Here is a 23,085-nt window from a genome sequence, read left to right as displayed (position 1 = left end):
TTATGCTTTACATTCCGATCAGTTCATAATATAATTCTTTTGTTTTATGCAATGAAATCTGCTGTAATTGGCACAATAATAGCAGGTATTTCGATGAAGGTGGGAAAGCAATTGTCACAACATGATACACCCTTATACACTGGACTAAAAAAACACGCAGCAACCAATCCAGTCCAATTTCACATTCCAGGCCATAAAAAAGGAGCCGGAATGGATCCTGAATTTAGAGCATTCATTGGCGACAATGCATTAAGCATTGACCTCATTAATATAGAACCTCTCGATGATTTACATTCACCACGAGGGATGATAAAAGAAGCACAGGAGCTTGCTGCTGAAGCCTTCGGTGCTGATCATACGTTTTTCTCTATTCAAGGAACAAGCGGCGCCATCATGACAATGGTGATGACGGTATGCGGACCTGGAGATAAAATTATCGTTCCTCGTAACGTTCATAAATCAATTATGTCCGCGATTGTATTTTCTGGCGCCATTCCTGTTTTTATTCACCCAGAAATAGACAAAGAGCTTGGCATCTCTCACGGTATTACACCTGAATCAGCCAAAAAGGCGCTCACTAAGCATCCAGATGCGAAAGGTTTACTTGTCATTAATCCAACGTATTTTGGTATTTCAGCAGACTTAAAATCAATCGTAGACATTGCCCATTCATTTGATGTGCCTGTCCTTGTCGATGAAGCACACGGTGTGCATATCCATTTTCATGATGAGCTTCCCCTCTCTGCGATGCAGGCAGGTGCCGACATGGCAGCAACAAGTGTCCATAAACTTGGCGGCTCTCTTACGCAGAGCTCTATTTTAAATATGAAGGAAGGGCTTGTTTCAAAAGACCGCGTGCAATCGATTTTGAGTATGCTGACGACAACATCCACTTCTTATTTGCTCTTAGCATCACTGGATGTCGCTCGAAAACGATTAGCCACTGAAGGAAAGGCACTTGCTGACGAAGCCATTCGTTTGGCTGAATCAGCGAGAGACCGCTTGAATCAAATTGACGGTATTAGCTGCATCGGCAAGGAAATACTCGGTTCAGCTTCTACTTACGATTATGACCCAACGAAATTAATTATCTCCATTAAAGACCTTGGGTTAAACGGACATGATGTCGAAAAATGGCTGAGAGAAAGCTATCGAATTGAAGTAGAGCTCTCTGACCTTTACAATATCTTATGTATCGTAACCCCTGGTGATTCAGATGAGACAATTGATACGCTCGTGACGGCGATGCAGGAAATTGCCGCAGCGTCTACTCGTGACGGCGGCAAACAAGCGGTAACAGAGGTACTGCTGCCTGATATCCCATCGCTTGCTATGACGCCGCGTGACGCCTTTTATGCCACAACTGAAGTCGTTCCTTTTAAGGAAGCAGTCGGCCGCATCACCGCAGAGTTTGTGATGGTATATCCGCCAGGTATTCCAATTTTTATACCAGGTGAAATTATCACAGAAGAAAATATATCGTATATCTTTAAAAATATTGAAATTGGCCTCCCTGTCCAAGGACCTGAAGATTCAACGCTTGAAATGATCCGTGTGATTAAGGAACAAAAACCAATTTTATAAAAAAGAAACATGCAGCCCCAAATGGAGCTGCATGCTTTTTTTATTTATTCAGAGGCTTCATCACAGCAATGACAGTGACCGCACGTTCCGTATAGCGTTGTCACTTTTTCATTTTCAAATTGATCAATGGTTTCATTGCAATCTTGACAAATAATTGTACCCACGTACATTCCCCTTTTCTTCATTCATAGTTTGAAAGCGTTTGATCTATTTCTTATCTCTATAATATGATGTCACATTTAAGTTGTCAACGGTTAATTGTATGACACATTTAATCATTTTTTATAAATATGTGCTTTTTTCTCATCATATTGAGGGAACGTTTCAATTGTATTTTGCTTCATATCAATTCTGTAACAATTGAGTAACAATCGAAAATTGTCAAAAGGGACATGATACACTAGAGTGACTAACAGGGAACAAGCTCCTAAAAATGTTGGGACAACCCCAAATGATTTTGAGGTGAATAGATTGAATTTTATGAGGACACTTCTCATTATATTCCCCATGCTCTTTGTACTTAGTTCATGCTCATTTGCGTATATCATACCGACTCAGACCGACCAAGTCAGTCATATTCAAAAACCGAGAATTCTCTTCTTTACTGATGCAGAAAACCTTGATAAAGAAAGCCCTTATTATGATGCAGTCCTCGATTTAAAGAATGAATACCCTAAGGAAATGTCAAAAATGATTGTGAAAGAAGATCGTAAAGGCTGGAAAAATGAAGTTGATGAACTGCCGGCTATTTTACTTGTCAATGATGAAAAAGTCATCGTGAAGGTTGAAGGAAATGTTCGCAGTAAACAGGAGATCTTATCGCCCTTATGCCATGCTTTAGACCGCGTCAATACAAACTAATGATATTTTCCTTGCACTTATATATAACCATATGAAAAAACCCCTCACCTCATGAGGGGTTTTTCATATGGTGTTCAGGGCGCAAAAAAACCCTCTCCATCAAGGAGAGGGTTTCATAGGTTCATTATTTTACGATGTGGATTGGGCTTCCAATTGCTACTTCAGCCGTTTCCATTGTAATTTCACCTAATGTTGGGTGAGCATGAATTGTCATAGCGATGTCTTCAGCAGTCACTCCAGCTTCGATTGCAAGGCTAAGCTCTGAAATCATATCAGAAGCGCCAACACCTGCGATTTGAGCACCGATAACTAGACCATCCTCTTTACGAGTGATCATTTTCATGAAGCCATCAGTTGCATCAAGAGAAAGTGCACGTCCGTTCGCTGCGAATGGGAATTTCGCTGCAACGATTTCGATTCCTTCTGCTTTTGCTTCTGCTTCAGTGTATCCAACAGTTGCAAGTTCTGGCTCAGAGAATACAACAGCAGGAATACCAAGGTAATCAATTTCAGCTGGCTCTCCAGCGATTGCTTCAGCTGCAATTTTACCTTCGTAAGAAGCTTTGTGTGCAAGTGGTGGTCCATCAACGATGTCACCAATTGCATAGATGTTAGATACGCTTGTACGGCATTGTTTGTCTGTTTTGACAACTCCGCGGTCAGTCAATTCAACACCAACTTGCTCAAGACCAAGCTCATCAGTGTTTGGACGACGCCCAACAGTCACAAGTACGTAATCAGCATCAACTGTTTTTTCTTCACCTTTTACTTCGAATGTAACAGTGACACCATCAGATTTTTCTTCAACGCCTTTTGCAAGAGCGTTTGTATGGATTTCAACGTTTCCTTTTTTCTTCAGGTTACGTTTAACCAATGAGCTCATTTGCTTTTCGAAACCTGGAAGGATTTCGTCTCCACCTTCAAGGATCACAACTTCTGTTCCAAAGTTTGCATAAGCAGTACCAAGCTCAGTACCGATGTATCCACCACCGATGACAACTAACTTTTTAGGTACTTCTTTAAGCGCTAAAGCACCAGTTGAGTTGATCACGCGGTCTGTGTATTTAAAAGTAGGCAATTCGATTGGACGAGATCCAGTAGCAAGAATTGCATTTTTGAAAGTGTAAGTCTGTGCTGAATTTTCATCCATTACACGTACAGAGTTGCTGTCTACGAAATAAGCTTCACCTTTAACGATGTCTACTTTATTTCCTTTAAGAAGACCTTGAACTCCACCTGTTAATTTGTTTACAACAGAAGCTTTCCACTCTTGAACTTTTGTGAAATCAACTGTTACGTTTTCAGCTTTGATACCCATGTCTTCAGAATGCTTAGCATTTTCGAAACGATGGCCAGCATTGATTAATGCTTTTGAAGGAATACAACCAACGTTTAGACATACACCGCCAAGTGTTCCTTTTTCAACGATTGTTACTTTTTGTCCAAGCTGTGCAGCACGAATAGCAGCTACATATCCACCAGGACCTGCACCGATGACAAGAGTATCTGTTTCGATTGGGAAATCTCCTACTACCATGACATTACGCCTCCATTAAAATTAATTGTGGATCATTCAATAAACGCTTGATGTGGTTAAGGGCATTTTGCGCAGTAGCTCCGTCAATCATACGGTGGTCAAAGCTTAGGGAAAGAGCTAAGACTGGAGCTGCAACGATTTCGCCATCACGAACAACCGCTTTTTCAGCGATACGGCCAATACCAAGGATCGCTACTTCTGGGTGGTTGATGACTGGAGTAAACCATTGTCCACCAGCAGAACCGATGTTTGTGATTGTGCAAGATGCACCTTTCATTTCAGCTGGAGCCAATTTACCATCACGTGCTTTTGTTGCAAGCTCATTGATTTCGTTAGAAACTTCGAAAATCGCTTTGCGATCTGCATTTTTCACAACTGGAACGAGCAAGCCTTTTTCAGTGTCAGCTGCAATTCCGATGTTGTAGTAATGCTTTTGAACAACTTCATCCGTTTTATCATCGATAGAAGTGTTAAGTACTGGGTACTTTTTCAAAGCAGAAGTTAGAGCTTTTACAACGTAAGGCAAGTAAGTTAACTTGATTCCTTGATCAGCTGCAACTTGTTTGAATTGTTTACGATGTGCAACAAGGTTTGTTACATCAACTTCATCCATTAATGTTACGTGAGGAGCTGTATGCTTAGAGTTCACCATTGCTTTCGCGATTGCTTTGCGGATTCCGCTCATTTTCTCGCGAGTTTCTGGGAATTCTCCTTCAAGAACTGGAGCTGCTGCCGCTTTAGGAGCTGCTTCTTCTTTCGCACTTTCAGCTGCTTGAGGTGCTGCTGCTGGAGCTGCAGAACCACCATTAACGAAGCTGTCGATATCTTCTTTTAACACACGTCCGTTTTTACCAGAACCTGCAACTTTGTAAATTTCAACGCCTTTTTCACGAGCATATTTACGTACAGATGGCATAGCGATCACGCGTTTGTTTGGATCAGCATCTACTTGCTCTTGTGCGCCTGCACCAGTTGCTGCTGCCGCTTCTTCTTGTGCTACTTCTTTCTTCTCTGGCTCGTTACCAGCTTCAGCAGTACCTTGTACTTGAGCTTCAGTTTTTGCTTCGCCTTCTTCTTCGCTGCCTTTAAATTGAAGATTTTCGTAACCAGGTGCATCAAACGTAATGATTGTTTGTCCTACAGTTGCAACTGTTCCCTCTTCAACTTTTAATTCTAATACTTTTCCTTTAACAGGTGAAGGAATTTCTACAACTGCTTTATCATTTTGTACCTCTGCTAAAACGTCATCTTCATTGATTTCGTCGTTTGGTTTAACAAACCACTTAACGATCTCACCTTCGTGGATACCTTCTCCGATGTCCGGAAGTTTAAATTCAAATGCCACTGTTTTTCGCCTCCTAGATTTTGTTGAACCCTTGTTGTGTATGTTTACACGGTCATGTAATTGATAAAGGGGAAGAGAAATAAATTCTTTTCCCCTCTGTCATTTAATTAAAATTCAAGAACTTTTTTCGCTGTTTCAAGTACATCTTTATGGTTTGGAAGCCATACGCTCTCAGCTTGAGAGAAAGCAAATACAGTATCAGGTGCAGCTACACGAAGTACTGGTGCTTCCAGGCTAAGGATCGCTCTGTCATTGATTTCAGCTACTACGTTTGCAGCAATACCAGCTTGTTTTTGTGCTTCTTGAACAACGATCGCACGGCCTGTTTTTTCAACAGAAGCGATGATTGTTTCAATATCAAGCGGGCTTACTGTGCGAAGATCGATAACTTCAGCAGAAACGCCTTCTTTTTCTAGCTCTTCAGCAGCTTTTAGTGATTCGTGAACCATTGCACCGTAAGTGATGATTGAAAGGTCAGTACCTTCACGTTTCACGTCAGCTTTACCGATTTCAATTGTGTACTCTTCTTCAGGAACTTCCTGACGGAAAGAACGATAAAGTTTCATATGCTCAAGGAACACTACAGGATCGTTGTCACGAATTGCAGAAATTAAAAGTCCTTTTGCATCATAAGGTGTTGAAGGAATGACAACCTTGATACCAGGCTGTTGTGCGATAAGACCTTCTAAGCTGTCAGCGTGAAGCTCAGGTGTGTGAACTCCCCCACCGAATGGAGAACGGATTGTCACTGGAGAATGCCAGCGTCCGCCAGAACGGTAACGCATACGAGCCATTTGTCCAGAAACAGAATCTAATACTTCGTAAACGAATCCGAAGAATTGAATTTCCATTACTGGGCGGAATTCTTGTAGTCCAAGGCCAATTGCAAGACCGCCAATACCAGATTCAGCAAGTGGAGTATCGAATACACGATCCTCACCAAACTCTTTTTGCAATCCTTCAGTCGCACGGAATACGCCGCCGTTTTTACCAACGTCTTCTCCGAAAACGAGAACGTTTTCGTCATTTTTCAGTTCTGTGCGTAACGCATCAGTGATCGCTTGAATCATTGTCATTTGCGCCATGGCTTACTTCGACTCCTTCTGTTTGTAAATTTCAAGCTGTTCAACTAAGTTGAATGGTTTCACATCGTACATGTTTTCAATCAAGTCAGTGACTTTTTGCTTAGGCTGTTCGTCAGCTTCTTTGATCGCTTGTTTGATTTGTTCTTTTGCATCTTCGATCACTTTATTCTCTTCTTCTTCAGACCATAGGCCTTTGTTTTCCAAGAATTTGCGGTAGCGTACCAATGGATCTTTTTGCTCCCACTCGTTTTCATCTTCTTTTGTACGATATCTTGTTGGATCGTCACCAGCCATTGTATGTGGGCCGTAACGGAATGTAAGAGTTTCGATTAATGTTGGTCCTTCACCATTTACAGCGCGCTCACGAGCTTCAGCAGTTGCTGCATAAACAGCTAATGCATCCATACCGTCAACTTGTACGCCTACGATACCAGCTGCAGCTGCTTTTTGTGCAATTGTTTGTGCAGCAGACTGCTTTTCAACAGGTGTAGAGATCGCATATCTGTTGTTTTGGACAACAAAAATCGCTGGCGCTTTGTAAGCCCCTGCAAAGTTAATACCTTCGTAGAAATCACCTTGTGAAGCTCCACCGTCACCAGTGTAAGTGATTGCAACAGCTTTTTTACCGCGCTTTTTCAAACCAAGAGCTACACCAGCAGCTTGAATGATTTGTGCACCGATAATGATTTGCGGTGAAAGTGCATTCACATCATCAGGCATTTGGTTACCAACAAAGTGTCCGCGAGAGAACAAGAATGCTTTTGTTAGCGGAAGACCATGCCAGATTAATTGTGGTACATCACGATATCCTGGAAGAATGAAATCTTCTTTCTCAAGTGCAAAGTGAGTTGCAAGCTGAGAAGCCTCTTGTCCAGCTGTTGGCGCATAGAAGCCAAGACGTCCTTGACGGTTCAATGAAATTGAACGTTGATCTAATACACGTGTAAACACCATACGGCGCATTAATTCTTTTAATTGGTCATCTGAAAGATCCGGCATTGCCGCTTCGTTTACGACTTCGCCTTTTTCGTTTAAAATTTGAAACGTTTCAAACTGCTTTTTGATGGCATCAAATTGCTTTTTGCTATCAACAATTGCTTTTTTTGTTTTTGCAGCCATTCTAAAGTCACCTCTTCCTTTCTTTTAACAGTCCATTTGTCGTGAATCCATTTATACATACAGATATAGGATAACCCAAAATACTCATATGACTCCTGTATATAATAGCCACTAAGATCGTTGTCGAAACATAGGTTGACCACTCTTTTTTGAGTCCTTCTAACTGTATTAACGATAGTTCACAAAAAACTAATACAACTTCTGTTAACAAGGAATAGTTTACAACAAGAAAAATAGTCCGTCAATTGATTTAACGGCTTTATTTAAATAAATGTATTCGCTTTACTTTTTATGGTGAACTGTATCAATCTGTTTAACAAACAACCTAATCTGTACTAGTATAGAGTGTACTACTGTACTACAATAGAAAATGTTTGTTTTTGTCGAAAAATAAAAAAAGAGCTGTTTTTCAGCTCTTTTTTGACTCTTGTTCTGCTGCTTTATACAAAGCCTTTTTATGATCATTCAATTGATCTGTATATCGATTGAACTTCTTACTTTCTTTTCTGACTTTGCTATATGAACGATTGACGGTCTTCAGCTTAGACTTCAGCTCTTCATATCCTAGATCCTTTTTCTTTAAAGATTGATACAAATGCTGATCTTGTTTCAGCGCCTTTTGATACTCCTTGTAAAGCTGATCATATGATGCATATCGTTTCTCGATCGATTTGACTGTTTGATCTGCTTTCTCTTTTAACTCGGCATCTTGCAATCGTGCAGCAGATTCCTTTACCGTTTTCAATTCTTTTTTCGATTCATCCATGCTGTCTTTTTCTGTTTTTAAATGTTCTTCTCGTTTCGCTGCCGATGCTAACGCCTGATTAGAAAGGCTTGACACTGTTTTTGTATGGTCCTTTGTTGTTTGAATCATTTTTGTGTACAGCTTCTGTTCTTTTTTCTCATAGCTTTGCAGTGTACCTTGCTCTTTTTCGAAGGATGCTTCTTTTTCACTCATTTTCATCATCGCATCCTGCATGTCATTGAATGGATTTTGACCTCCGCATCCTGTCAGCAAAAGGGTACATATCCCCGCTAAAGCAGCACCTGCTTTCATGCTTCTTTTCATCTGTCTCATCACAAGGTCCCCCTTTACATCTCCACATACCACTATAATTTTTATAGGCGTTTGTGACAAGGAAAGAGGTCAGTCAGATGAGGCGGAGAAGATTTTTTTCAAGCAATAGGCTCATGACTATACAAATAGTGCATTCATACATAGTTTATATTACACGCTTCGCCTTCACTTATGAAAGGCCGAGTGTATTTCCAAAGGAGGTCAAAAGTATGTCTAATTATAGTCATGGAAGTATGTATGGTGGATACGGCGGTTACGGGTATGGATACGGCGGCGGCTGTTGTTACCCAAGTTATGGCGGTGGATACGGATGCGGATACGGCGGCGGACGTACATTCGCTTTAATCGTTGTGCTTTTCATCCTATTAATCATCGTTGGCGCAGCATTCTTAGGCGGCGGTGGCTGCTGCTAAGGCTGTTTAAGCCTCTGACCGGTCTCAAAGGACCGGTCTTCTTTATTTCATTGCATATGTTGTGTATCATTTTATATACTTTACATACAAAGGAAATAGGAGTGAAGTTTTGTGATTACCATGGATGATATCGTAAGGGACGGACATCCCGTCTTAAGACAAACAGCTGAAGCGGTCGAGCTCCCGCCGACAGAAGAGGAAAAACAGCAATTAACTGACATGATCGAATTCGTCAAAAACAGTCAAGATGCTGACATTGCTGAAAAATACGGACTAAGACCAGGCGTTGGATTAGCTGCTCCGCAGATCAATATTAGTAAACGGATGATCGCAGTTCACTGTGAGGATGAAGACGGAGAAGAATACAGCTATGCTCTGTTCAACCCGCGCATTGTCAGTCATTCAGTTAAAAGAGCTTATTTAGCTACTGGTGAAGGCTGCTTATCAGTTGATGAAGCCATCCCTGGATTTGTTCCTCGATATCAAAAAATCAGGGTGAAGGCCACAACGCTTGAAGGAGAGGACATTGATATCCGTCTAAAAGGATTCCCTGCTATTGTCTTTCAGCATGAAATTGACCATTTAAATGGCATTATGTTTTATGATCATATTCAAAAGGATCAACCTTTCGCTGAGCCAGAAAACTCTGTTGCGATTGGCAGATCATAACATAAAAAGAAGACCCCACATCTAAGGGTCTTCTTTTTTATTCTTCAATAAGGCCAAGATGGGTCACTGCATGGAATATGCCGTCCTCATCTACTGGCTTTGTCACAAAATCAGCCAATGCTTTCAGTTCACTCACAGCATTTCCCATCGCAACGCCTGTTCCAGCAAACGAAATCATTTCTCTATCGTTCAGTCCGTCTCCAAAGGCAATGGTATCCTTTTGATCGTAAGGAAGTCTTTCGATGACTCGTTTGATTCCTTCAGCTTTTGATCCGCCTTTTGGCAGAACATCTGTTGACAGCTCATGCCATCTGACAAGGTCAATCTCATCGTAGAATGCCTTATATTGCTCTTCCTCTTCTGCCTTACAAAATAACAGCATTTGAAAAATGTCGTTTTCTTTAAAGAAAGACAAATCGTGCTCAGGATGCTCTGTTTTTAAAGTACCGATTCCTTCATGGATAAACGGATGGTTCGGTACAGACGCCTTCATCGTTTCTTCTCCCATAAAAACAAGCGGATGATCATGACGATCCGCTGTCTCATAAATCCGCTCCATCAGCTCCTGCTTCAGCGGATTACCGTAAATAACGTCTCCCTCATACATGACATACTGACCGTTATAAGCAATGAATGAGTCAAGCCCTAATTCTTCTAAAATGGGCTGAATCAGAAAAGGAGAACGCCCAGATGCAATAAAGAGATGATGACCTTTTTCTTTTAATAAATGAACCGCTCGCTTCGTTGACTCAGGTATTTTTTTATCATGATCATATAAAGTACCATCGATATCAAAGAAGATGACTTTTTTATTCATATCTCGCCCTCCTGCCCTTTGTTATGTATACACACTCCCTTTCATCATACAGAAAGATTTTCGCTTTCGAAACCAAATCCTTTTGAAAACGCCTATTTTCCCACATATATCCATGTAACATTCATTGGAAACATCATATAATACAAGTATATAGAGAGATCGGAATACGCTGTTTAAGCTTACTTTAAACTGAAAGGAGGCGGCCTGTGATGCTTCGTCGTCTGCGCAAGAAAATTCGAAGACAATGGAAGGACATGCTTCGTAAAAAATCGATTGCTTAAAGGGATCTTTCGCACATTTGCCGAAGGTCCTTTTTTCTCAGAGACTTTTCTTATGCGCGTTTTTTTAATATAATAGAATAAGCGAGTGTAACATACGGTATTTAAGGAGAGATTTGGATGATATATAAGGTATTTTTTCAGGCAAGTACTACTGAGGTACCTGTAAGAGAACACACAGATTCACTATACGTTGAAGCGGTTTCTGAAAGAGACGTACGCGATAAGTTGAAAAAACATAACTACAACATTGAATTCATTCAGCCTGTAGACGGTGCTTTTTTAGACTATGAACGAGAAAGTGAAAATTTTAAAGTATTGGAGCTATGAGAGGAATGAAATTTGTAAAAAACGATCAGGCGGCAGTTTTTGCGCTCGGCGGTTTAGGCGAGATCGGTAAAAACACGTATGGCGTTCAATTTCAAGATGAAATCATTTTAATTGATGCTGGTATTAAGTTTCCTGAAGATGAGCTTCTTGGAATTGACTACGTCATCCCTGACTATACGTACTTAGTTAAAAACGAAGATAAAATCAAAGGTCTTTTCATCACTCACGGACATGAAGACCACATCGGCGGTATCCCTTACCTTCTCAAGCAAGTGAATATTCCAGTTTACGGCGGCAAACTCGCAATCGGCCTACTTCGTAATAAATTGGAAGAGCATGGTCTCTTGAGACAAACAAAACTTCACATTTTTGAAGAAGAAGATACCATCAAATTTAGAAAAACAGCTGTGTCTTTCTTTAGAACGACACACAGTATTCCAGATTCTTATGGAATTGTCGTCAAGACACCTCCTGGTAACATCGTACATACAGGTGATTTCAAGTTTGACTTTACTCCTGTTGGCGAGCCTGCCAATTTAACCAAAATGGCTGAGATCGGAAAAGAAGGCGTACTTTGTCTTTTATCTGATAGTACAAACAGTGAAATCCCAGAATTTACGATGTCTGAAAGACGTGTAGGTGAAAGCATTGATGACATCTTTAGAAAAGTCGACGGACGTATCATCTTTGCCACGTTTGCTTCAAACATTCACAGACTTCAGCAAGTGATTGAGTCTGCTGTTGCCAACGGTAGAAAAGTCGCTGTATTTGGACGCAGTATGGAGTCTGCTATTGATATTGGACAAGATCTTGGCTATATTAAATGTCCAAAAAACACGTTTATTGAACATAATGAAATCAACCGCCTTCCAGCAAACAAAGTAACCATTCTTTGTACTGGTAGCCAGGGTGAACCGATGGCAGCTCTTTCTCGTATTGCGAACGGTACTCACCGCCAGATTTCGATTAACCCTGGAGACACTGTTGTCTTCTCATCTTCACCAATCCCAGGTAACAATATTAGCGTAAGCCGCACCATTAACCAGCTTTATCGTGCAGGCGCTGAGGTCATTCATGGCTCGCTTAATAATATTCATACATCTGGTCACGGCGGACAAGAAGAACAAAAACTGATGCTCCGTTTAATTAAACCAAAATTCTTTATGCCGATTCACGGTGAATACCGCATGCAAAAAACGCATATCAAGCTTGCGAATGACTGCGGCATCCCTGAGGAAAACTGCTTTATCATGGATAACGGTGAAGTTCTTGCACTGAAAGGTGACGAAGCAAGTGTCGCTGGCAAAATTCCATCAGGCAACGTGTATATCGACGGAAGCGGTATTGGCGATATCGGAAACATCGTTCTAAGAGACCGCCGCATTCTTTCTGAAGAGGGTCTTGTCATTGTAGTCGTCAGCATGGACATGAAAGAATTCAAAATCTCTGCTGGACCTGATTTGATCTCAAGAGGTTTTGTCTACATGAGAGAATCTGGAGACCTTATCAACGATGCACAGGATTTAATTTCAAAGCATCTTGAAAAAGTAATGGAACGTAAGACAACTCAGTGGTCTGAAATCAAGAACGAAATTACTGACACTCTTGCACCTTTCCTTTATGAAAAAACAAGACGCCGTCCAATGATCTTACCGATTATTATGGAAGTGTAATCACAAAAAAGAGACACAAGCCGCTTGGCTGTGTCTCTTTTTTTCACCATTCATTAAAAAAACCGCATATATACATATGCGGTTTCTCTTTTTTATGATTGAATTGGGAGATGCTGAAAGCTTCTGACATCAAACAAACCCTTTGTCGTCATTTTCACATCAGGAATGACTGGGAGTGCCAAGAAGGACAGCGTCAAAAATGGATTAAAATCTAAAGTAAAGCCTGTTTCTTTTAACGCTTCATGGAGCGCATGAAGGCTTTCATTTACAAGATGTGCCGGCTGATCTGAAAGTAAACCAGATATCGGTAATGGCAGCGTATGAAGAGACTCGCCATTTTTGACAACAGTCAAACCGCCGCCTGCTTCTTTTAACACGTCAATGGCTTTTACGATATCAGCATCATTTGTGCCAACCGCAATTAAATTGTGAGAATCATGCGCAACCGTTGTTGCAATTGCGCCCTTTTCTAATCCAAAGCCGCTGACAACCCCTATCCCCATTTCAGATAAGCCTTGATGGCGTTCGACAAGCACCATTTTTAATACATCTCTTTCTGTATCACTAGTGAATTGTCCGTTCGTTTCTGAAGGAGAGACTTGTTCTAATTTTGTTTCTAGCTGATTCGGAATAATGCGGATCACATTCATTTTTTGATGAGCTGTGATAGGCAGTGCCAGATCTTGCTCTTGAACGTCTATAGTATGAACAGATTGTAATAATGCTGGACTCGGTGCAATTTTTTCGACACTTGGCTTGTACTCTCCATGCTGCGCCACCAATTCTCCTGCGATAAATACGCTAGTGATGTCGACTTGATGAAGATCAGAGACGAGCATAAAATCAGCATCAAAGCCTGGCGCAATGGCTCCCTTTGTTTTGAGGCCAAAACACTCTGCTGCGTTTAAACTTCCCATTTGATACGCTAAAAATGGGTCTAACCCTTCTTTTATAGACATACGTACTTGTTCGTCAATACTTCCCTCCGACATTAAATCATCTAAATGTTTATCATCGGTACAAAAGAAAAAGCGTCTCGCATTCTTTTCATTCACAGCTGGTAAAACGTTTTTCACGTTTTTGGCAACAGAGCCTTCTCTTAGCATGACATACATGCCTCGTTTTACACGTTCAAGGGCTTCGCTGGCTGTTGTTACCTCATGATCTGTTTGGACACTTGCTGTGCGGTAAACGTTTATTAATCGGTCTGTTAAGCCTGCTAGATGGCCATCAATCAGTTTATGTTCGTTTTGTGCATCAAGCAGCTTTTGAAGCATATCTTCTTCTGCCTGCTCTACACCGACGTAATCCATCACCTCAGCAAGACCAAGAACCTCTTTCTCTTGATACAAAGGCTTTAAATCTTTCGCTTTTAAAACAGCACCTGATCGTTCAAAACTAACTGCCGGTACGCAGGATGGCAGCATGAAATAAATATTTAAGGCAGCTTTTCGCGCTTCTTCCAGCATAAAACGGATGCCTGAGATCCCTGACACATTGGCAATTTCATGCGGGTCTGTTACGACAGTTGTCACACCGTGCGGGACGACAGCTTTGGAGAATTCAGCAGGGGTCACCATAGAGGACTCGATATGAACGTGGCCATCAATAAAACCGGGTACAAGCATTTGACCTGCTGCATCCAGCTCCTGTTCTCCCTCGTACTCTCCAATCCCTACTATTTGTCCATTTTCAACAGCGACATCAGCGTCTATCCATTCCTGGTTAAACACGTCCATAACCTTCGCATGTTTAATCACTAGGGCTGCTTTTTTTCTCTTTGCAGCTACTTCAATTTGATGTCTGAAAAGCTCCTTATCCAACGACACTGCCTCCTCCAAGTAAACAATATAATGTTTCTTATCGTAAACGAATCTGTTTGCCCAGTCAATGACATTTAGAGAAAATCATCCAGATAAAAAGGCAGATTTTTATTTCTGAATAGTGATAATTGCACGAAAAATATGATGATTGACTTTTGCTGTTTATGCAGAACAAAACAGCCCTTTTTTAGTGTCTTCTTCTCTCTTCATTGTCCGTCCTGTGTGTACACAACAATATAAAAAAACACCCCGCTCCGGAGTGTTTAATAATCGTTCTGCATTTCTCGTTTTTCAAAGCGTCCAATATCGGCTACTGCCCCGATGACAATGAGAATATCTTCTTTTTGTATCATTTCATCTGCGAGTGGTGAAACAATCACTTCTTTTCCACGCTTTATCGCCACAATATTAATGCCATATCTCGCTCTAATATCGAGATCTAAAAGAGAATGCCCTGCAAGCCTGCTGTTAGCAACGATTTCAATGAGGCTGTACTCATCTGACAGCTCAAGATAATCTAATACGTTGTTGGAGATGATTTTATGTGCAATTCGTCTGCCCATGTCTCGCTCTGGATGAACGATGCGATCAGCCCCAATTTTATTTAGTACCTTTTCGTGATAGTCGTTTTGCGCCTTTACTGTGACCATTTTGACGCCAAGCTCTTTCAGCATAATCGTCGTCAAAATACTGGCCTGAATGTTTTCACCAATCGCAACGATGACATGATCAAAATTACGAATACCGAGATTTTTTAAAACCGATTCGTCTGTCGAATCGCCAATGACCGCATGTGAAGCAATTTTCGCGTATTCGTTCACTCGATCTTCATTCATATCCATGGCCATGACTTCAAGTCCTTCTTCGCTCAACGCTTTGCAAATACTTCCGCCAAAGCGTCCAAGACCAATGACTGCATATTCCTTTTTCATGTTCAGACTCCTTTTATCTCACTTACCATGCATTTTACTACGGTTTGATTAATGAATCCATATGCGAGCGAATTTTTTTACGGAACGCTTCACTTAAGTAAAGGTCTGCTCCTTTTTCAATTTCACTGCGGTAATGACCTGGTGGAGCAATTTCTTCGCTCTTTTGAAGAACAAGAAAGGTTAAACAGTCCTCATATATTTGATCACCTATTTTGACATCGACAAAAGCTGGACGATATGTGCCCTCATATACGCCTTCTCGTTTGTACAAATATCGAATGGCATCAAAAGGAACCTCATATAAAACGCCCTCTGTTTCTCCGCCGTCTTCTACCATATCGGCTCTTGACCCATCAGGCCTCACCAATGTAAATCTAGTTGTAAAGCCGTTCAGAGCACCACCGCCGATGATTTGTTTAAAATAATGATCGACTTCTGCCAGTTTAAATCTTGCATCATCCATACAAGAGCCATAGGCAAAATAATAGAAGGATGCCGGCTTCTGCTGCCATAGTTTATATTCCTTCCAGCAGCCGCTCTCGATTTCCTTCAGCGCTGATGCCTTCTGTTTTGGTAAAGTGTATGTAATAGCCGCCACCAGCCCCCGGTCTGTCATGACATTGACCACCTGCTTGTCATACCCTTCCTCAAGTAAATCTATCTTATTCAGCGTGCTTGCGGTTACCTCGTACAATTCTCCATATACTGTGCTTTTTTCTTCTGGAACGCACGCAGGGTATCCTTGACCTGTATCATAGATTCTGCCGCTGATCCAAGCTGATTTAGCTAATGGTCTGCTTTCTTTCATATACGTCTCGTGGTGTTCTTCATGCTGCAGAAGCGTCCCATATACAAATAAAGCTTTCGCCTTCATGAAATCACGTCCTCTCGCCTTGCTGCTGTCTGCTTTTTTGACACACAGGTAAATAGATATGAAAAGTTGTACCTTTTCCCAGCTCACTGACCACATCCATTCTCCCGTGATGATCTTTTAAAATCGTTGCACAGATGGTGAGGCCAAGTCCCGTCCCTTCTGTTTTCGTGGAGAAGAAAGGATCATATATTTTCTGAATATCCTCTTCAGACATCCCTTTTCCTTCATCTTGAATGGTAATTTTCCATTCGTTCATCACTTTTTCTGTTGATATGTATATGCTGCCGCCTTCAGGCATTGCCTCAATGGCATTTTTGATTAAATTAATGAACAACTGCTTCATTTGGTTAGCGTCTGCTAATATAGCGCCGGCATCCTGCTTTTTAAATGGCTGTTTGAGATCAATATTCGAAAGGACTGCATTGGTTTTTAGCAATGTAATGACCTGCTCTAACAGTCCATGAAGCTGAACTTCTTGAAAATGGACCGACTGCGGCTTTGCCAGCACAAGCAGTTCACTTAAAACAAAATCAATCCGTTTAATTTCGGAAAAGATAATGTCAAAATAATCGGTTCTTTCAGGATATTGAGTTTTCATCAGCTGCAAAAAGCCGTTTACTGAGGTCAGCGGATTTCTGACTTCATGGGCGATTCCAGCGGCGATTTGTCCTGCAACGGCCAGCTTTTGCGCCTGCATTTGCAATTGTTGATTTGACCTTTCAAGCTCAAGCTTTGCCAGCTTTTGTTTTGTAATATCTGCAACTGTTCCTATACCTCCAGTAAACTGGTGCTCTTCGTCAAAGTAGAGCTTATAATGAACGTCTCCCCATACTTTCTTCCCCTCTTTATGAAGAAGCTGGAGCTCGATCCGTCCTGAATCTTTATGCTCTTTGATGACAGATGACAAATGCTGAATAACTCTTTCTTCTTGATCAAAGTACTGATTGTACATCGTACCTAGACATTCATCTATGTCATAGCCGGTCATTTGTTTCCATGCTTGATTTAAGAAAATGATTTGCCCTTTTTCATCTGTTTCAAAGACGATTTCTTGCAAGTTATCTGTAATTCGATTTAGCCGCTCTGTCAGTTCGTGTGCTTCTTTTTCTCTCTTATTTAGATCTGACACAAGCAAAGTCAAGCGGTCTACATATCCAGAGACAACCCAGATCCCTGCTAACACAACGACTGTAAAGGCTAAATCGAGCGGCCAATTAATTTGATAGCCGCCTAGATAATAAAAGAAATCCCAGCTTATGATTAAGATAAATGCAAGAACAGATAACACGATCCGCACTTGATATGTTTTGTTCAAATGATTCCACCTGCCGCCCTGAGATTCTTTGTCAATTGTACCATTTTCCACTTATTTTTTGAGGGAGATGGGGCATTTTTAAGGAACTTTTTTTAAAAGAAAAATAGCCTGTTCTCAGCACAAAGGAAGAGAGCAGGCTATTTCGATTACTGCTGAAGAGCTTCTTGCAGCTCTTTTAACAGCAGTTCTGCGCCTTCAGCGCTTAATGTAATTTGACCATTTCCGTATTCATGGTTCTCTGATGTAATCTCACCAGTCATGAGACAAACACCCTCTGGCTGATATTTTTTCAAGACGATTTTATCTCCATCTATAAAAAATTCCATACTGTCTTTAATAGCGATATCAAGTGCTCTTCTCAATTCGATTGGCATGACAATACGCCCTAGTTCGTCTACTTTTCTTACGACTCCGATAGATTTCAATTTCGTTCCCTCTTTCTTTCATTAGCTCAAGATCAATCTGTTTTTCACCAATTGATATATCGTAGACGTAAGAGATTCTTAAAAGGTTTCTCCTCTATAAAAATTTTTTTCATAAAAGAAAAAACAAAGGGAAAATTTATTGTGATTGTCAAAATGATACTTGAATTTTACAGATTCATTTCAAGGTGATCACAAACCCCCACAAATGACATCAACCCTCTGAACTTTTAAATGTAAAATTGTTTAAAACAGCAAAAATAGAGATTGGGTGAAAACATGTTTCAAAATGCCGAAATTGGAATTGATTTAGGAACAGCTAACATATTGGTTTATAGTAAAAATAAGGGAATTATTTTAAATGAACCGTCCGTCGTGGCAGTCGATACAGAAACAAAGACTGTACTTGCCGTCGGATCAGAAGCAAAAGAAATGATCGGGAAAACACCTGGGAAAATTGTTGCGATCCGTCCGATGAAAGACGGTGTTATCGCTGATTATGATATGACAACAGATTTACTTAAACAGATCATGAAAAAAGCAGGAAAAAATATCGGGTTTACCTTTAGAAAACCAACTGTCGTTGTATGTACACCTTCTGGATCAACAGCTGTTGAGCGCCGCGCCATCAGCGATGCTGTGAAAAACTGTGGAGCAAAACATGTGCATTTAATTGAAGAACCTGTTGCAGCTGCAATCGGTGCTGATCTTCCGGTAGACGAGCCTGTTGCGAACGTCGTAGTCGATATTGGCGGCGGAACAACAGAAGTTGCGATTATTTCATTTGGCGGTGTTGTCTCTTGTCATTCGATCCGAATTGGCGGCGATCAGCTGGATGAAGATATCATTACGTTTGTCAGAAAGAAATATAACCTATTAATCGGCGAACGGACTGCCGAGCAGGTGAAAATGGAAATTGGGTATGGTCTTATTGAGCATGAGCCTGAATCATTAGAAGTGCGCGGGCGCGACCTTGTGACAGGTCTGCCAAAAACGATCACACTTGTCTCTCATGAAATTCAAGGCGCTATGCGAGAATCACTTCTTCATATTTTAGAAGCGATTCGTGCCACATTAGAGGACAGCCCTCCAGAGCTAAGCGGAGATATTGTAGACCGCGGCGTCATTTTAACTGGCGGAGGCGCTCTGTTAAATGGAATTCAAGAATGGCTCTCTCAAGAGATTGTTGTTCCAGTTCATATTGCAGCTAATCCACTTGAGTCTGTTGCCATTGGAACAGGTCGTTCATTAGAAGTCATCGACAAATTGCAAAAAACATTAAAATAATCTTCATGTTCTACTTCTTTTTTCGTCATTTCGATCATATCGTGAGAAATGGATAAACGTGAAGGAGGAAGAACATGTTGCTTGATTTAGGTAAACGGGTCGTTGTCACAGTCATTTTAACGGGTATTATTTTAGGAGGAATGAGCCTGTCGTTTTCACATATGCCGCCTTCTAATGCACAGCCTGTGAAACAACTGAACCGCTAAAAAAGCCGCACGAAAGCGGCTTTTTTATTTTGGCTTTAAGCGTGCTCCCCATTTTCCTTTTCGGTCATAAATCTGATATGATGAACATGACTAAAGGAGGGTTTTTTATGAGTTCATTTGAAAAACAACTTGATCAATATGCCAAGACCATCGTTGAAGTCGGTGTGAATGTACAAAAGGGGCAGGAAGTGGTTGTATCCGCATTTACTGAATCTGCACACCTTGTTCGTCTTGTCGCGAAACACGCGTATGAGCGCGGGGCGAAAAACGTACATATCCGCTGGAGTGATGGTGTTCTCACCCGTTTAAAATTTGAACATGCGCCACAGGATGTCTTTGAGCAATTCCCAGAATGGGAAGCACAGATGATGGAAACCATCGCAAAACGCGGCGGTGCTTTTATTACCATCCTGTCAGAAAGCCCTGACCTTCTGCGAGGCATTGATTCGAAAAAAATCGCTGCACAGCAAAAAGCTGCTGGTTCAGCACTACATACATATCGTCAATACGTTCAATCTGACAAAGTCGCTTGGACGGTCGTAGGTGCTGCATCAAAAGAATGGGCGAAAAAGATTTTCCCTGATCATACAGATGAAGAAGCTGTCACTTTATTGTGGGATCAAATCTTTAAAGTCGCACGCGCTGATCAAGCAGATCCTGTTGAGGCTTGGAAAAAGCATGATGCGTCATTAAATGAAAAGGTCAAAATACTCAATGAACGCCACTACCACAAGCTTCATTATGAAGCACCGGGCACAGACCTAACGATTGAACTTCCAGAGCAGCATATTTGGGTAGGTGCTGGCAGCGTAAGTGAACGCGGCGTTTCCTTCATGGCCAACATGCCGACAGAAGAAGTCTTTACCGTACCGAAAAAAGACGGTGTAAATGGGACAGTCTCAAGCACTAAGCCGCTCAGCTATGCCGGAAACATCATTGATGAATTTTCATTAACCTTTGAAAATGGCCGGATTGTGGATGTGAAAGCAAAAGAAGGCGAAGATATTTTAAAATCTCTCGTTGAAACAGATGAAGGCTCTCATTATCTAGGTGAGGTTGCCCTCGTACCAGATGATTCACCAATTTCTAACTCCAATATTCTTTATTACAATACACTTTACGATGAAAATGCATCAAATCACCTTGCGATCGGCAGCGGATATGCGTTTAATATCGAAGGCGGAAAAGAAATGAAACGAGAAGAATTGGATGCAGCGGGTGTGAACAGCAGTATTACACACGTTGATTTCATGATTGGTTCAAAGGAAATGAATATTGACGGGATTACAAAAGACGGGAAACGCGAACCGATCTTCCGAAATGGAAACTGGGCGATTTAATCAAAAAAAGACATCCATAGGATGTCTTTTCTTTGTTATGCGTAAAGCTCTTGAAGTCTTTTTTGGATGTCTTGATCTGATAAGAACTCATCATATGTTGTTTGTTTATCGACGATGCCATTTGGCGTCACTTCGATAATTCGGTTTGCGACTGTTTCAACAAACTGATGGTCATGAGATGAGAAGAGCATTGCTCCTTTAAAGCTCATGAGGCCGTTATTCAGCGCTGTAATGGATTCTAGGTCTAAGTGGTTCGTTGGCTCATCCAGCAGCAAAATATTCGCTCCAGACAGCATCATTTTTGATAACATACAACGAACCTTTTCTCCTCCTGATAAGACACTTGCTTTTTTCTTCACTTCTTCCCCAGAGAAAAGCATACGTCCTAAGAAACCACGCAGGAAGCTTTCACTTTGATCATTCGGAGAATATTGACGAAGCCAATCAACGAGATCAACATCGTTTCCTTCAAAATATTCACTATTGTCTTTCGGGAAAAAGGCTTGTGACGTTGTGACACCCCATTTAAATGATCCGCTGTCTGGCTCCATTTCACCAGCAAGGATCTTAAATAAAGTGGACACAGCAAGTTCATTACGGCTTAAGAACGCAATTTTATCTTCGCGGTTCATAATAAAGCTGACATTATCAAGTACTTTCACACCGTCAATTGTTTTTGATAGACCTTCTACTTGAAGGACATCATTTCCGATTTCGCGCTCTGGCGCAAAATGAACATACGGATATTTACGTGAAGACGGCTTAATGTCATCTAAAGAGATTTTATCAAGCAATTTCTTTCTTGATGTCGCTTGCTTCGATTTAGAAGCGTTCGCACTAAACCGGGCAACGAATTCTTGAAGCTGCTTAATTTGTTCTTCTTTTTTCTTATTTGCTTCTTGGCTTAATTTCAGCGCTAACTGGCTGGACTCATACCAAAAATCATAGTTACCGACATATACTTGGATTTTTCCGAAATCAAGGTCCGCAATATGTGTACATACTTTGTTTAAGAAATGACGATCATGCGAAACGACGATGACGGTATTTTCAAAGTTAATGAGGAACTCTTCGAGCCACTGGATCGCTTGTAAGTCCAAGTGGTTCGTTGGCTCATCGAGAAGAAGAACGTCAGGCTTGCCAAATAAAGCTTGAGCTAAAAGTACTTTTACCTTTTCAGAACCGCCAAGCTCAGACATTTTCTTCGATTGAAGGCTTTCTGGAATGCCAAGACCCTTTAGTAGAATCGCTGCTTCACTTTCAGCTTCCCATCCGTTTAATTCAGCAAACTCACCTTCAAGCTCGGCTGCACGAATCCCGTCTTCATCTGAGAAATCAGGTTTCATATAGATCGCATCTTTCTCCTGCATCACGTCATATAAACGTTTGTGACCCATGATGACGACTTTCAGCACTTCAAACTCTTCGTATTCAAAGTGGTTCTGTTTTAAAATCGCTAAACGCTCACCAGGGCTCATATGAACATCACCCGTTTGAGCCTCAATTTCTCCAGAAAGAATCTTTAGGAACGTTGATTTACCAGCTCCATTGGCACCAATTAATCCGTAGCAGTTGCCAGGAGTGAATTTAATATTTACTTCTTCAAATAGTTTACGATCAGCAAAGCGCAAACTAACATTATTTACTGCAATCATTTATTAATCCTCCATCACTCATTCATCATTATGAAGTATAACATGAATAACGTTTGATAGAAACGTCTCTCGCTAAGAACGAAGGCTTTTTGTCCATTATGGTATAATAAACGGGAATGATTGATTGAAGGAGTTCGGGCGATTTGAGATTACTCACACTGATGGAATACTGTTTATTGATTTTCTTTATGGGCATTTATTTATCTGCAACAGGCTTTAATGCGAAGGACTTTGGCCTTTATATTGGGCTTGTCCTCATTTACACACTGGTCCACATCTTTTCCAAACGCTTTTTACAAAAGCGGGGAAAAGAAAACAAAAAAATCGGATTGTTTCGATCCGTATTAGCCATTACCGGATCTGTATTCGCTTCGGTACTAGCCATTGTGATCATTGTTACAGTGCTCACGCCAAATTAAAAACGACCCTTCTGTAAGGGTCG

At 41.1% G+C, this 23,085-nt stretch carries 23 protein-coding genes; 10 read left to right on the top strand and 13 right to left on the bottom strand.

What is annotated here, in order from left to right; all coding sequences use genetic code 11:
* Window positions 1-111: 111 nt before the first annotated feature.
* Window positions 112-1,584 (top strand): aminotransferase class I/II-fold pyridoxal phosphate-dependent enzyme, encoded by a 1,473-nt coding sequence (locus NSQ72_RS06980; protein ID WP_106025214.1) that lies wholly within the window; start codon window positions 112-114, stop codon window positions 1,582-1,584.
* A 44-nt stretch (window positions 1,585-1,628) separates the two neighbouring features.
* On the opposite strand, the gene NSQ72_RS06975 is transcribed toward NSQ72_RS06980, so the two are convergent.
* Window positions 1,629-1,748, bottom strand: a complete 120-nt coding sequence (locus NSQ72_RS06975; protein WP_003212464.1) for a GapA-binding peptide SR1P — start codon at window positions 1,746-1,748, stop codon at window positions 1,629-1,631.
* A gap of 316 nt (window positions 1,749-2,064) precedes the next feature.
* Here NSQ72_RS06975 and NSQ72_RS06970 point away from each other — a divergent pair, with 316 nt between their 5' ends.
* Window positions 2,065-2,445, top strand: a complete 381-nt coding sequence (locus NSQ72_RS06970) for a hypothetical protein (protein ID WP_224929246.1) — start codon at window positions 2,065-2,067, stop codon at window positions 2,443-2,445.
* A 124-nt stretch (window positions 2,446-2,569) separates the two neighbouring features.
* Here the strand turns inward: NSQ72_RS06970 and lpdA are convergent, their stop codons facing one another.
* The 5 genes from lpdA to NSQ72_RS06945 all read right to left on the bottom strand — a co-directional run bounded on the left by lpdA (window position 2,570) and on the right by NSQ72_RS06945 (window position 8,609).
* Window positions 2,570-3,982 carry a dihydrolipoyl dehydrogenase gene (gene lpdA / locus NSQ72_RS06965; protein ID WP_039178233.1) on the bottom strand — a complete coding sequence of 471 codons (1,413 nt, stop codon included), beginning with the start codon at window positions 3,980-3,982 and terminating at the stop codon, window positions 2,570-2,572.
* Window positions 3,983-3,986: 4 nt separating this feature from the next.
* Entirely contained in the window at window positions 3,987-5,327 is a 1,341-nt protein-coding gene (locus NSQ72_RS06960) for a dihydrolipoamide acetyltransferase family protein (protein ID WP_039178229.1), read from the bottom strand.
* Window positions 5,328-5,434: 107 nt separating this feature from the next.
* Window positions 5,435-6,412 carry a pyruvate dehydrogenase complex E1 component subunit beta gene (gene pdhB / locus NSQ72_RS06955; protein ID WP_039178226.1) on the bottom strand — a complete coding sequence of 326 codons (978 nt, stop codon included), beginning with the start codon at window positions 6,410-6,412 and terminating at the stop codon, window positions 5,435-5,437.
* A 3-nt stretch (window positions 6,413-6,415) separates the two neighbouring features.
* Window positions 6,416-7,531 (bottom strand): pyruvate dehydrogenase (acetyl-transferring) E1 component subunit alpha, encoded by a 1,116-nt coding sequence (gene pdhA, locus NSQ72_RS06950; protein WP_039178223.1) that lies wholly within the window; start codon window positions 7,529-7,531, stop codon window positions 6,416-6,418.
* Between the two features lie 409 nt (window positions 7,532-7,940).
* Window positions 7,941-8,609 (bottom strand): YkyA family protein, encoded by a 669-nt coding sequence (locus NSQ72_RS06945; RefSeq protein ID WP_039178220.1) that lies wholly within the window; start codon window positions 8,607-8,609, stop codon window positions 7,941-7,943.
* Window positions 8,610-8,842: 233 nt separating this feature from the next.
* On the opposite strand from NSQ72_RS06945, the gene NSQ72_RS06940 reads away from it, so the two are divergent.
* Both NSQ72_RS06940 and def read left to right on the top strand, forming a co-directional pair.
* A complete protein-coding gene (locus tag NSQ72_RS06940; RefSeq protein ID WP_026050085.1) occupies window positions 8,843-9,022 on the top strand; it encodes a YjcZ family sporulation protein in 180 nt (59 codons plus the stop codon).
* 111 nt (window positions 9,023-9,133) lie between these two features.
* A complete protein-coding gene (gene def, locus NSQ72_RS06935) occupies window positions 9,134-9,691 on the top strand; it encodes a peptide deformylase (RefSeq protein ID WP_039178217.1) in 558 nt (185 codons plus the stop codon).
* 37 nt (window positions 9,692-9,728) lie between these two features.
* On the opposite strand, the gene NSQ72_RS06930 is transcribed toward def, so the two are convergent.
* Window positions 9,729-10,508, bottom strand: a complete 780-nt coding sequence (locus NSQ72_RS06930) for a Cof-type HAD-IIB family hydrolase (protein ID WP_039178215.1) — start codon at window positions 10,506-10,508, stop codon at window positions 9,729-9,731.
* A 398-nt stretch (window positions 10,509-10,906) separates the two neighbouring features.
* Here NSQ72_RS06930 and NSQ72_RS06925 point away from each other — a divergent pair, with 398 nt between their 5' ends.
* Both NSQ72_RS06925 and rnjA read left to right on the top strand, forming a co-directional pair.
* A complete protein-coding gene (locus NSQ72_RS06925; RefSeq protein WP_008345114.1) occupies window positions 10,907-11,116 on the top strand; it encodes a DNA-dependent RNA polymerase subunit epsilon in 210 nt (69 codons plus the stop codon).
* A gap of 5 nt (window positions 11,117-11,121) precedes the next feature.
* Entirely contained in the window at window positions 11,122-12,789 is a 1,668-nt protein-coding gene (gene rnjA, locus NSQ72_RS06920) for a ribonuclease J1 (protein ID WP_012009818.1), read from the top strand.
* Window positions 12,790-12,881: 92 nt separating this feature from the next.
* Here rnjA and ade read toward each other — a convergent pair whose 3' ends face one another.
* From ade to NSQ72_RS06895, 5 genes are all read right to left on the bottom strand, one after another.
* Complete coding sequence (gene ade, locus NSQ72_RS06915; protein ID WP_039178214.1) at window positions 12,882-14,612, bottom strand: adenine deaminase; 1,731 nt, start codon at window positions 14,610-14,612, stop codon at window positions 12,882-12,884.
* A 263-nt stretch (window positions 14,613-14,875) separates the two neighbouring features.
* Window positions 14,876-15,544 carry a potassium channel family protein gene (locus NSQ72_RS06910; RefSeq protein ID WP_008345123.1) on the bottom strand — a complete coding sequence of 223 codons (669 nt, stop codon included), beginning with the start codon at window positions 15,542-15,544 and terminating at the stop codon, window positions 14,876-14,878.
* Between the two features lie 37 nt (window positions 15,545-15,581).
* Complete coding sequence (locus NSQ72_RS06905) at window positions 15,582-16,418, bottom strand: gamma-glutamylcyclotransferase (protein WP_341083654.1); 837 nt, start codon at window positions 16,416-16,418, stop codon at window positions 15,582-15,584.
* A 4-nt stretch (window positions 16,419-16,422) separates the two neighbouring features.
* Window positions 16,423-17,733, bottom strand: coding sequence for an ATP-binding protein (locus tag NSQ72_RS06900; RefSeq protein ID WP_047203701.1), 1,311 nt, complete (start codon window positions 17,731-17,733; stop codon window positions 16,423-16,425).
* Between the two features lie 146 nt (window positions 17,734-17,879).
* A complete protein-coding gene (locus tag NSQ72_RS06895; protein WP_017359400.1) occupies window positions 17,880-18,158 on the bottom strand; it encodes an AbrB/MazE/SpoVT family DNA-binding domain-containing protein in 279 nt (92 codons plus the stop codon).
* A gap of 276 nt (window positions 18,159-18,434) precedes the next feature.
* Here NSQ72_RS06895 and mreBH point away from each other — a divergent pair, with 276 nt between their 5' ends.
* The 3 genes from mreBH (at window position 18,435) to NSQ72_RS06880 (ending at window position 20,988) form a co-directional block, all read left to right on the top strand.
* Complete coding sequence (gene mreBH / locus NSQ72_RS06890) at window positions 18,435-19,442, top strand: rod-share determining protein MreBH (RefSeq protein WP_024424745.1); 1,008 nt, start codon at window positions 18,435-18,437, stop codon at window positions 19,440-19,442.
* Window positions 19,443-19,516: 74 nt separating this feature from the next.
* Window positions 19,517-19,648, top strand: a complete 132-nt coding sequence (locus NSQ72_RS06885) for a protein YkpC (RefSeq protein WP_003210922.1) — start codon at window positions 19,517-19,519, stop codon at window positions 19,646-19,648.
* Window positions 19,649-19,755: 107 nt separating this feature from the next.
* Window positions 19,756-20,988 carry an aminopeptidase gene (locus tag NSQ72_RS06880; RefSeq protein ID WP_047203700.1) on the top strand — a complete coding sequence of 411 codons (1,233 nt, stop codon included), beginning with the start codon at window positions 19,756-19,758 and terminating at the stop codon, window positions 20,986-20,988.
* 35 nt (window positions 20,989-21,023) lie between these two features.
* Here NSQ72_RS06880 and NSQ72_RS06875 read toward each other — a convergent pair whose 3' ends face one another.
* A complete protein-coding gene (locus NSQ72_RS06875) occupies window positions 21,024-22,643 on the bottom strand; it encodes an ABC-F family ATP-binding cassette domain-containing protein (RefSeq protein ID WP_039178203.1) in 1,620 nt (539 codons plus the stop codon).
* 143 nt (window positions 22,644-22,786) lie between these two features.
* On the opposite strand from NSQ72_RS06875, the gene NSQ72_RS06870 reads away from it, so the two are divergent.
* On the top strand, window positions 22,787-23,062 hold the full coding sequence (locus NSQ72_RS06870; protein ID WP_039178200.1) for a hypothetical protein: 276 nt from the start codon (window positions 22,787-22,789) through the stop codon (window positions 23,060-23,062).
* Window positions 23,063-23,085: the final 23 nt, after the last annotated feature.

Source organism: Bacillus sp. FSL R5-0659 (assembly GCF_038008785.1).
GTDB classification, from domain to species: domain Bacteria; phylum Bacillota; class Bacilli; order Bacillales; family Bacillaceae; genus Bacillus; species Bacillus safensis.
This window is presented reverse-complemented; position numbering and strand designations above follow the sequence as displayed.

Excerpts from the sequence above, each read along its gene's own strand:
- NSQ72_RS06875 (WP_039178203.1), bottom strand. The coding sequence starts at position 22,643 with ATGATTGCAGTAAATAATGTTAGTTTGCGCTTTGCTGATCGTAAACTA.
- NSQ72_RS06970 (WP_224929246.1), top strand. The coding sequence starts at position 2,065 with ATGAGGACACTTCTCATTATATTCCCCATGCTCTTTGTACTTAGTTCA.
- lpdA (WP_039178233.1), bottom strand. The coding sequence starts at position 3,982 with ATGGTAGTAGGAGATTTCCCAATCGAAACAGATACTCTTGTCATCGGT.
- mreBH (WP_024424745.1), top strand. The coding sequence starts at position 18,435 with ATGTTTCAAAATGCCGAAATTGGAATTGATTTAGGAACAGCTAACATA.
- rnjA (WP_012009818.1), top strand. The coding sequence starts at position 11,122 with ATGAAATTTGTAAAAAACGATCAGGCGGCAGTTTTTGCGCTCGGCGGT.
- NSQ72_RS06885 (WP_003210922.1), top strand. The coding sequence starts at position 19,517 with ATGTTGCTTGATTTAGGTAAACGGGTCGTTGTCACAGTCATTTTAACG.
- NSQ72_RS06925 (WP_008345114.1), top strand. The coding sequence starts at position 10,907 with ATGATATATAAGGTATTTTTTCAGGCAAGTACTACTGAGGTACCTGTA.
- pdhA (WP_039178223.1), bottom strand. The coding sequence starts at position 7,531 with ATGGCTGCAAAAACAAAAAAAGCAATTGTTGATAGCAAAAAGCAATTT.
- NSQ72_RS06930 (WP_039178215.1), bottom strand. The coding sequence starts at position 10,508 with ATGAATAAAAAAGTCATCTTCTTTGATATCGATGGTACTTTATATGAT.
- NSQ72_RS06905 (WP_341083654.1), bottom strand. The coding sequence starts at position 16,418 with ATGAAGGCGAAAGCTTTATTTGTATATGGGACGCTTCTGCAGCATGAA.
- pdhB (WP_039178226.1), bottom strand. The coding sequence starts at position 6,412 with ATGGCGCAAATGACAATGATTCAAGCGATCACTGATGCGTTACGCACA.
- NSQ72_RS06940 (WP_026050085.1), top strand. The coding sequence starts at position 8,843 with ATGTATGGTGGATACGGCGGTTACGGGTATGGATACGGCGGCGGCTGT.
- NSQ72_RS06945 (WP_039178220.1), bottom strand. The coding sequence starts at position 8,609 with ATGAGACAGATGAAAAGAAGCATGAAAGCAGGTGCTGCTTTAGCGGGG.
- NSQ72_RS06880 (WP_047203700.1), top strand. The coding sequence starts at position 19,756 with ATGAGTTCATTTGAAAAACAACTTGATCAATATGCCAAGACCATCGTT.
- NSQ72_RS06910 (WP_008345123.1), bottom strand. The coding sequence starts at position 15,544 with ATGAAAAAGGAATATGCAGTCATTGGTCTTGGACGCTTTGGCGGAAGT.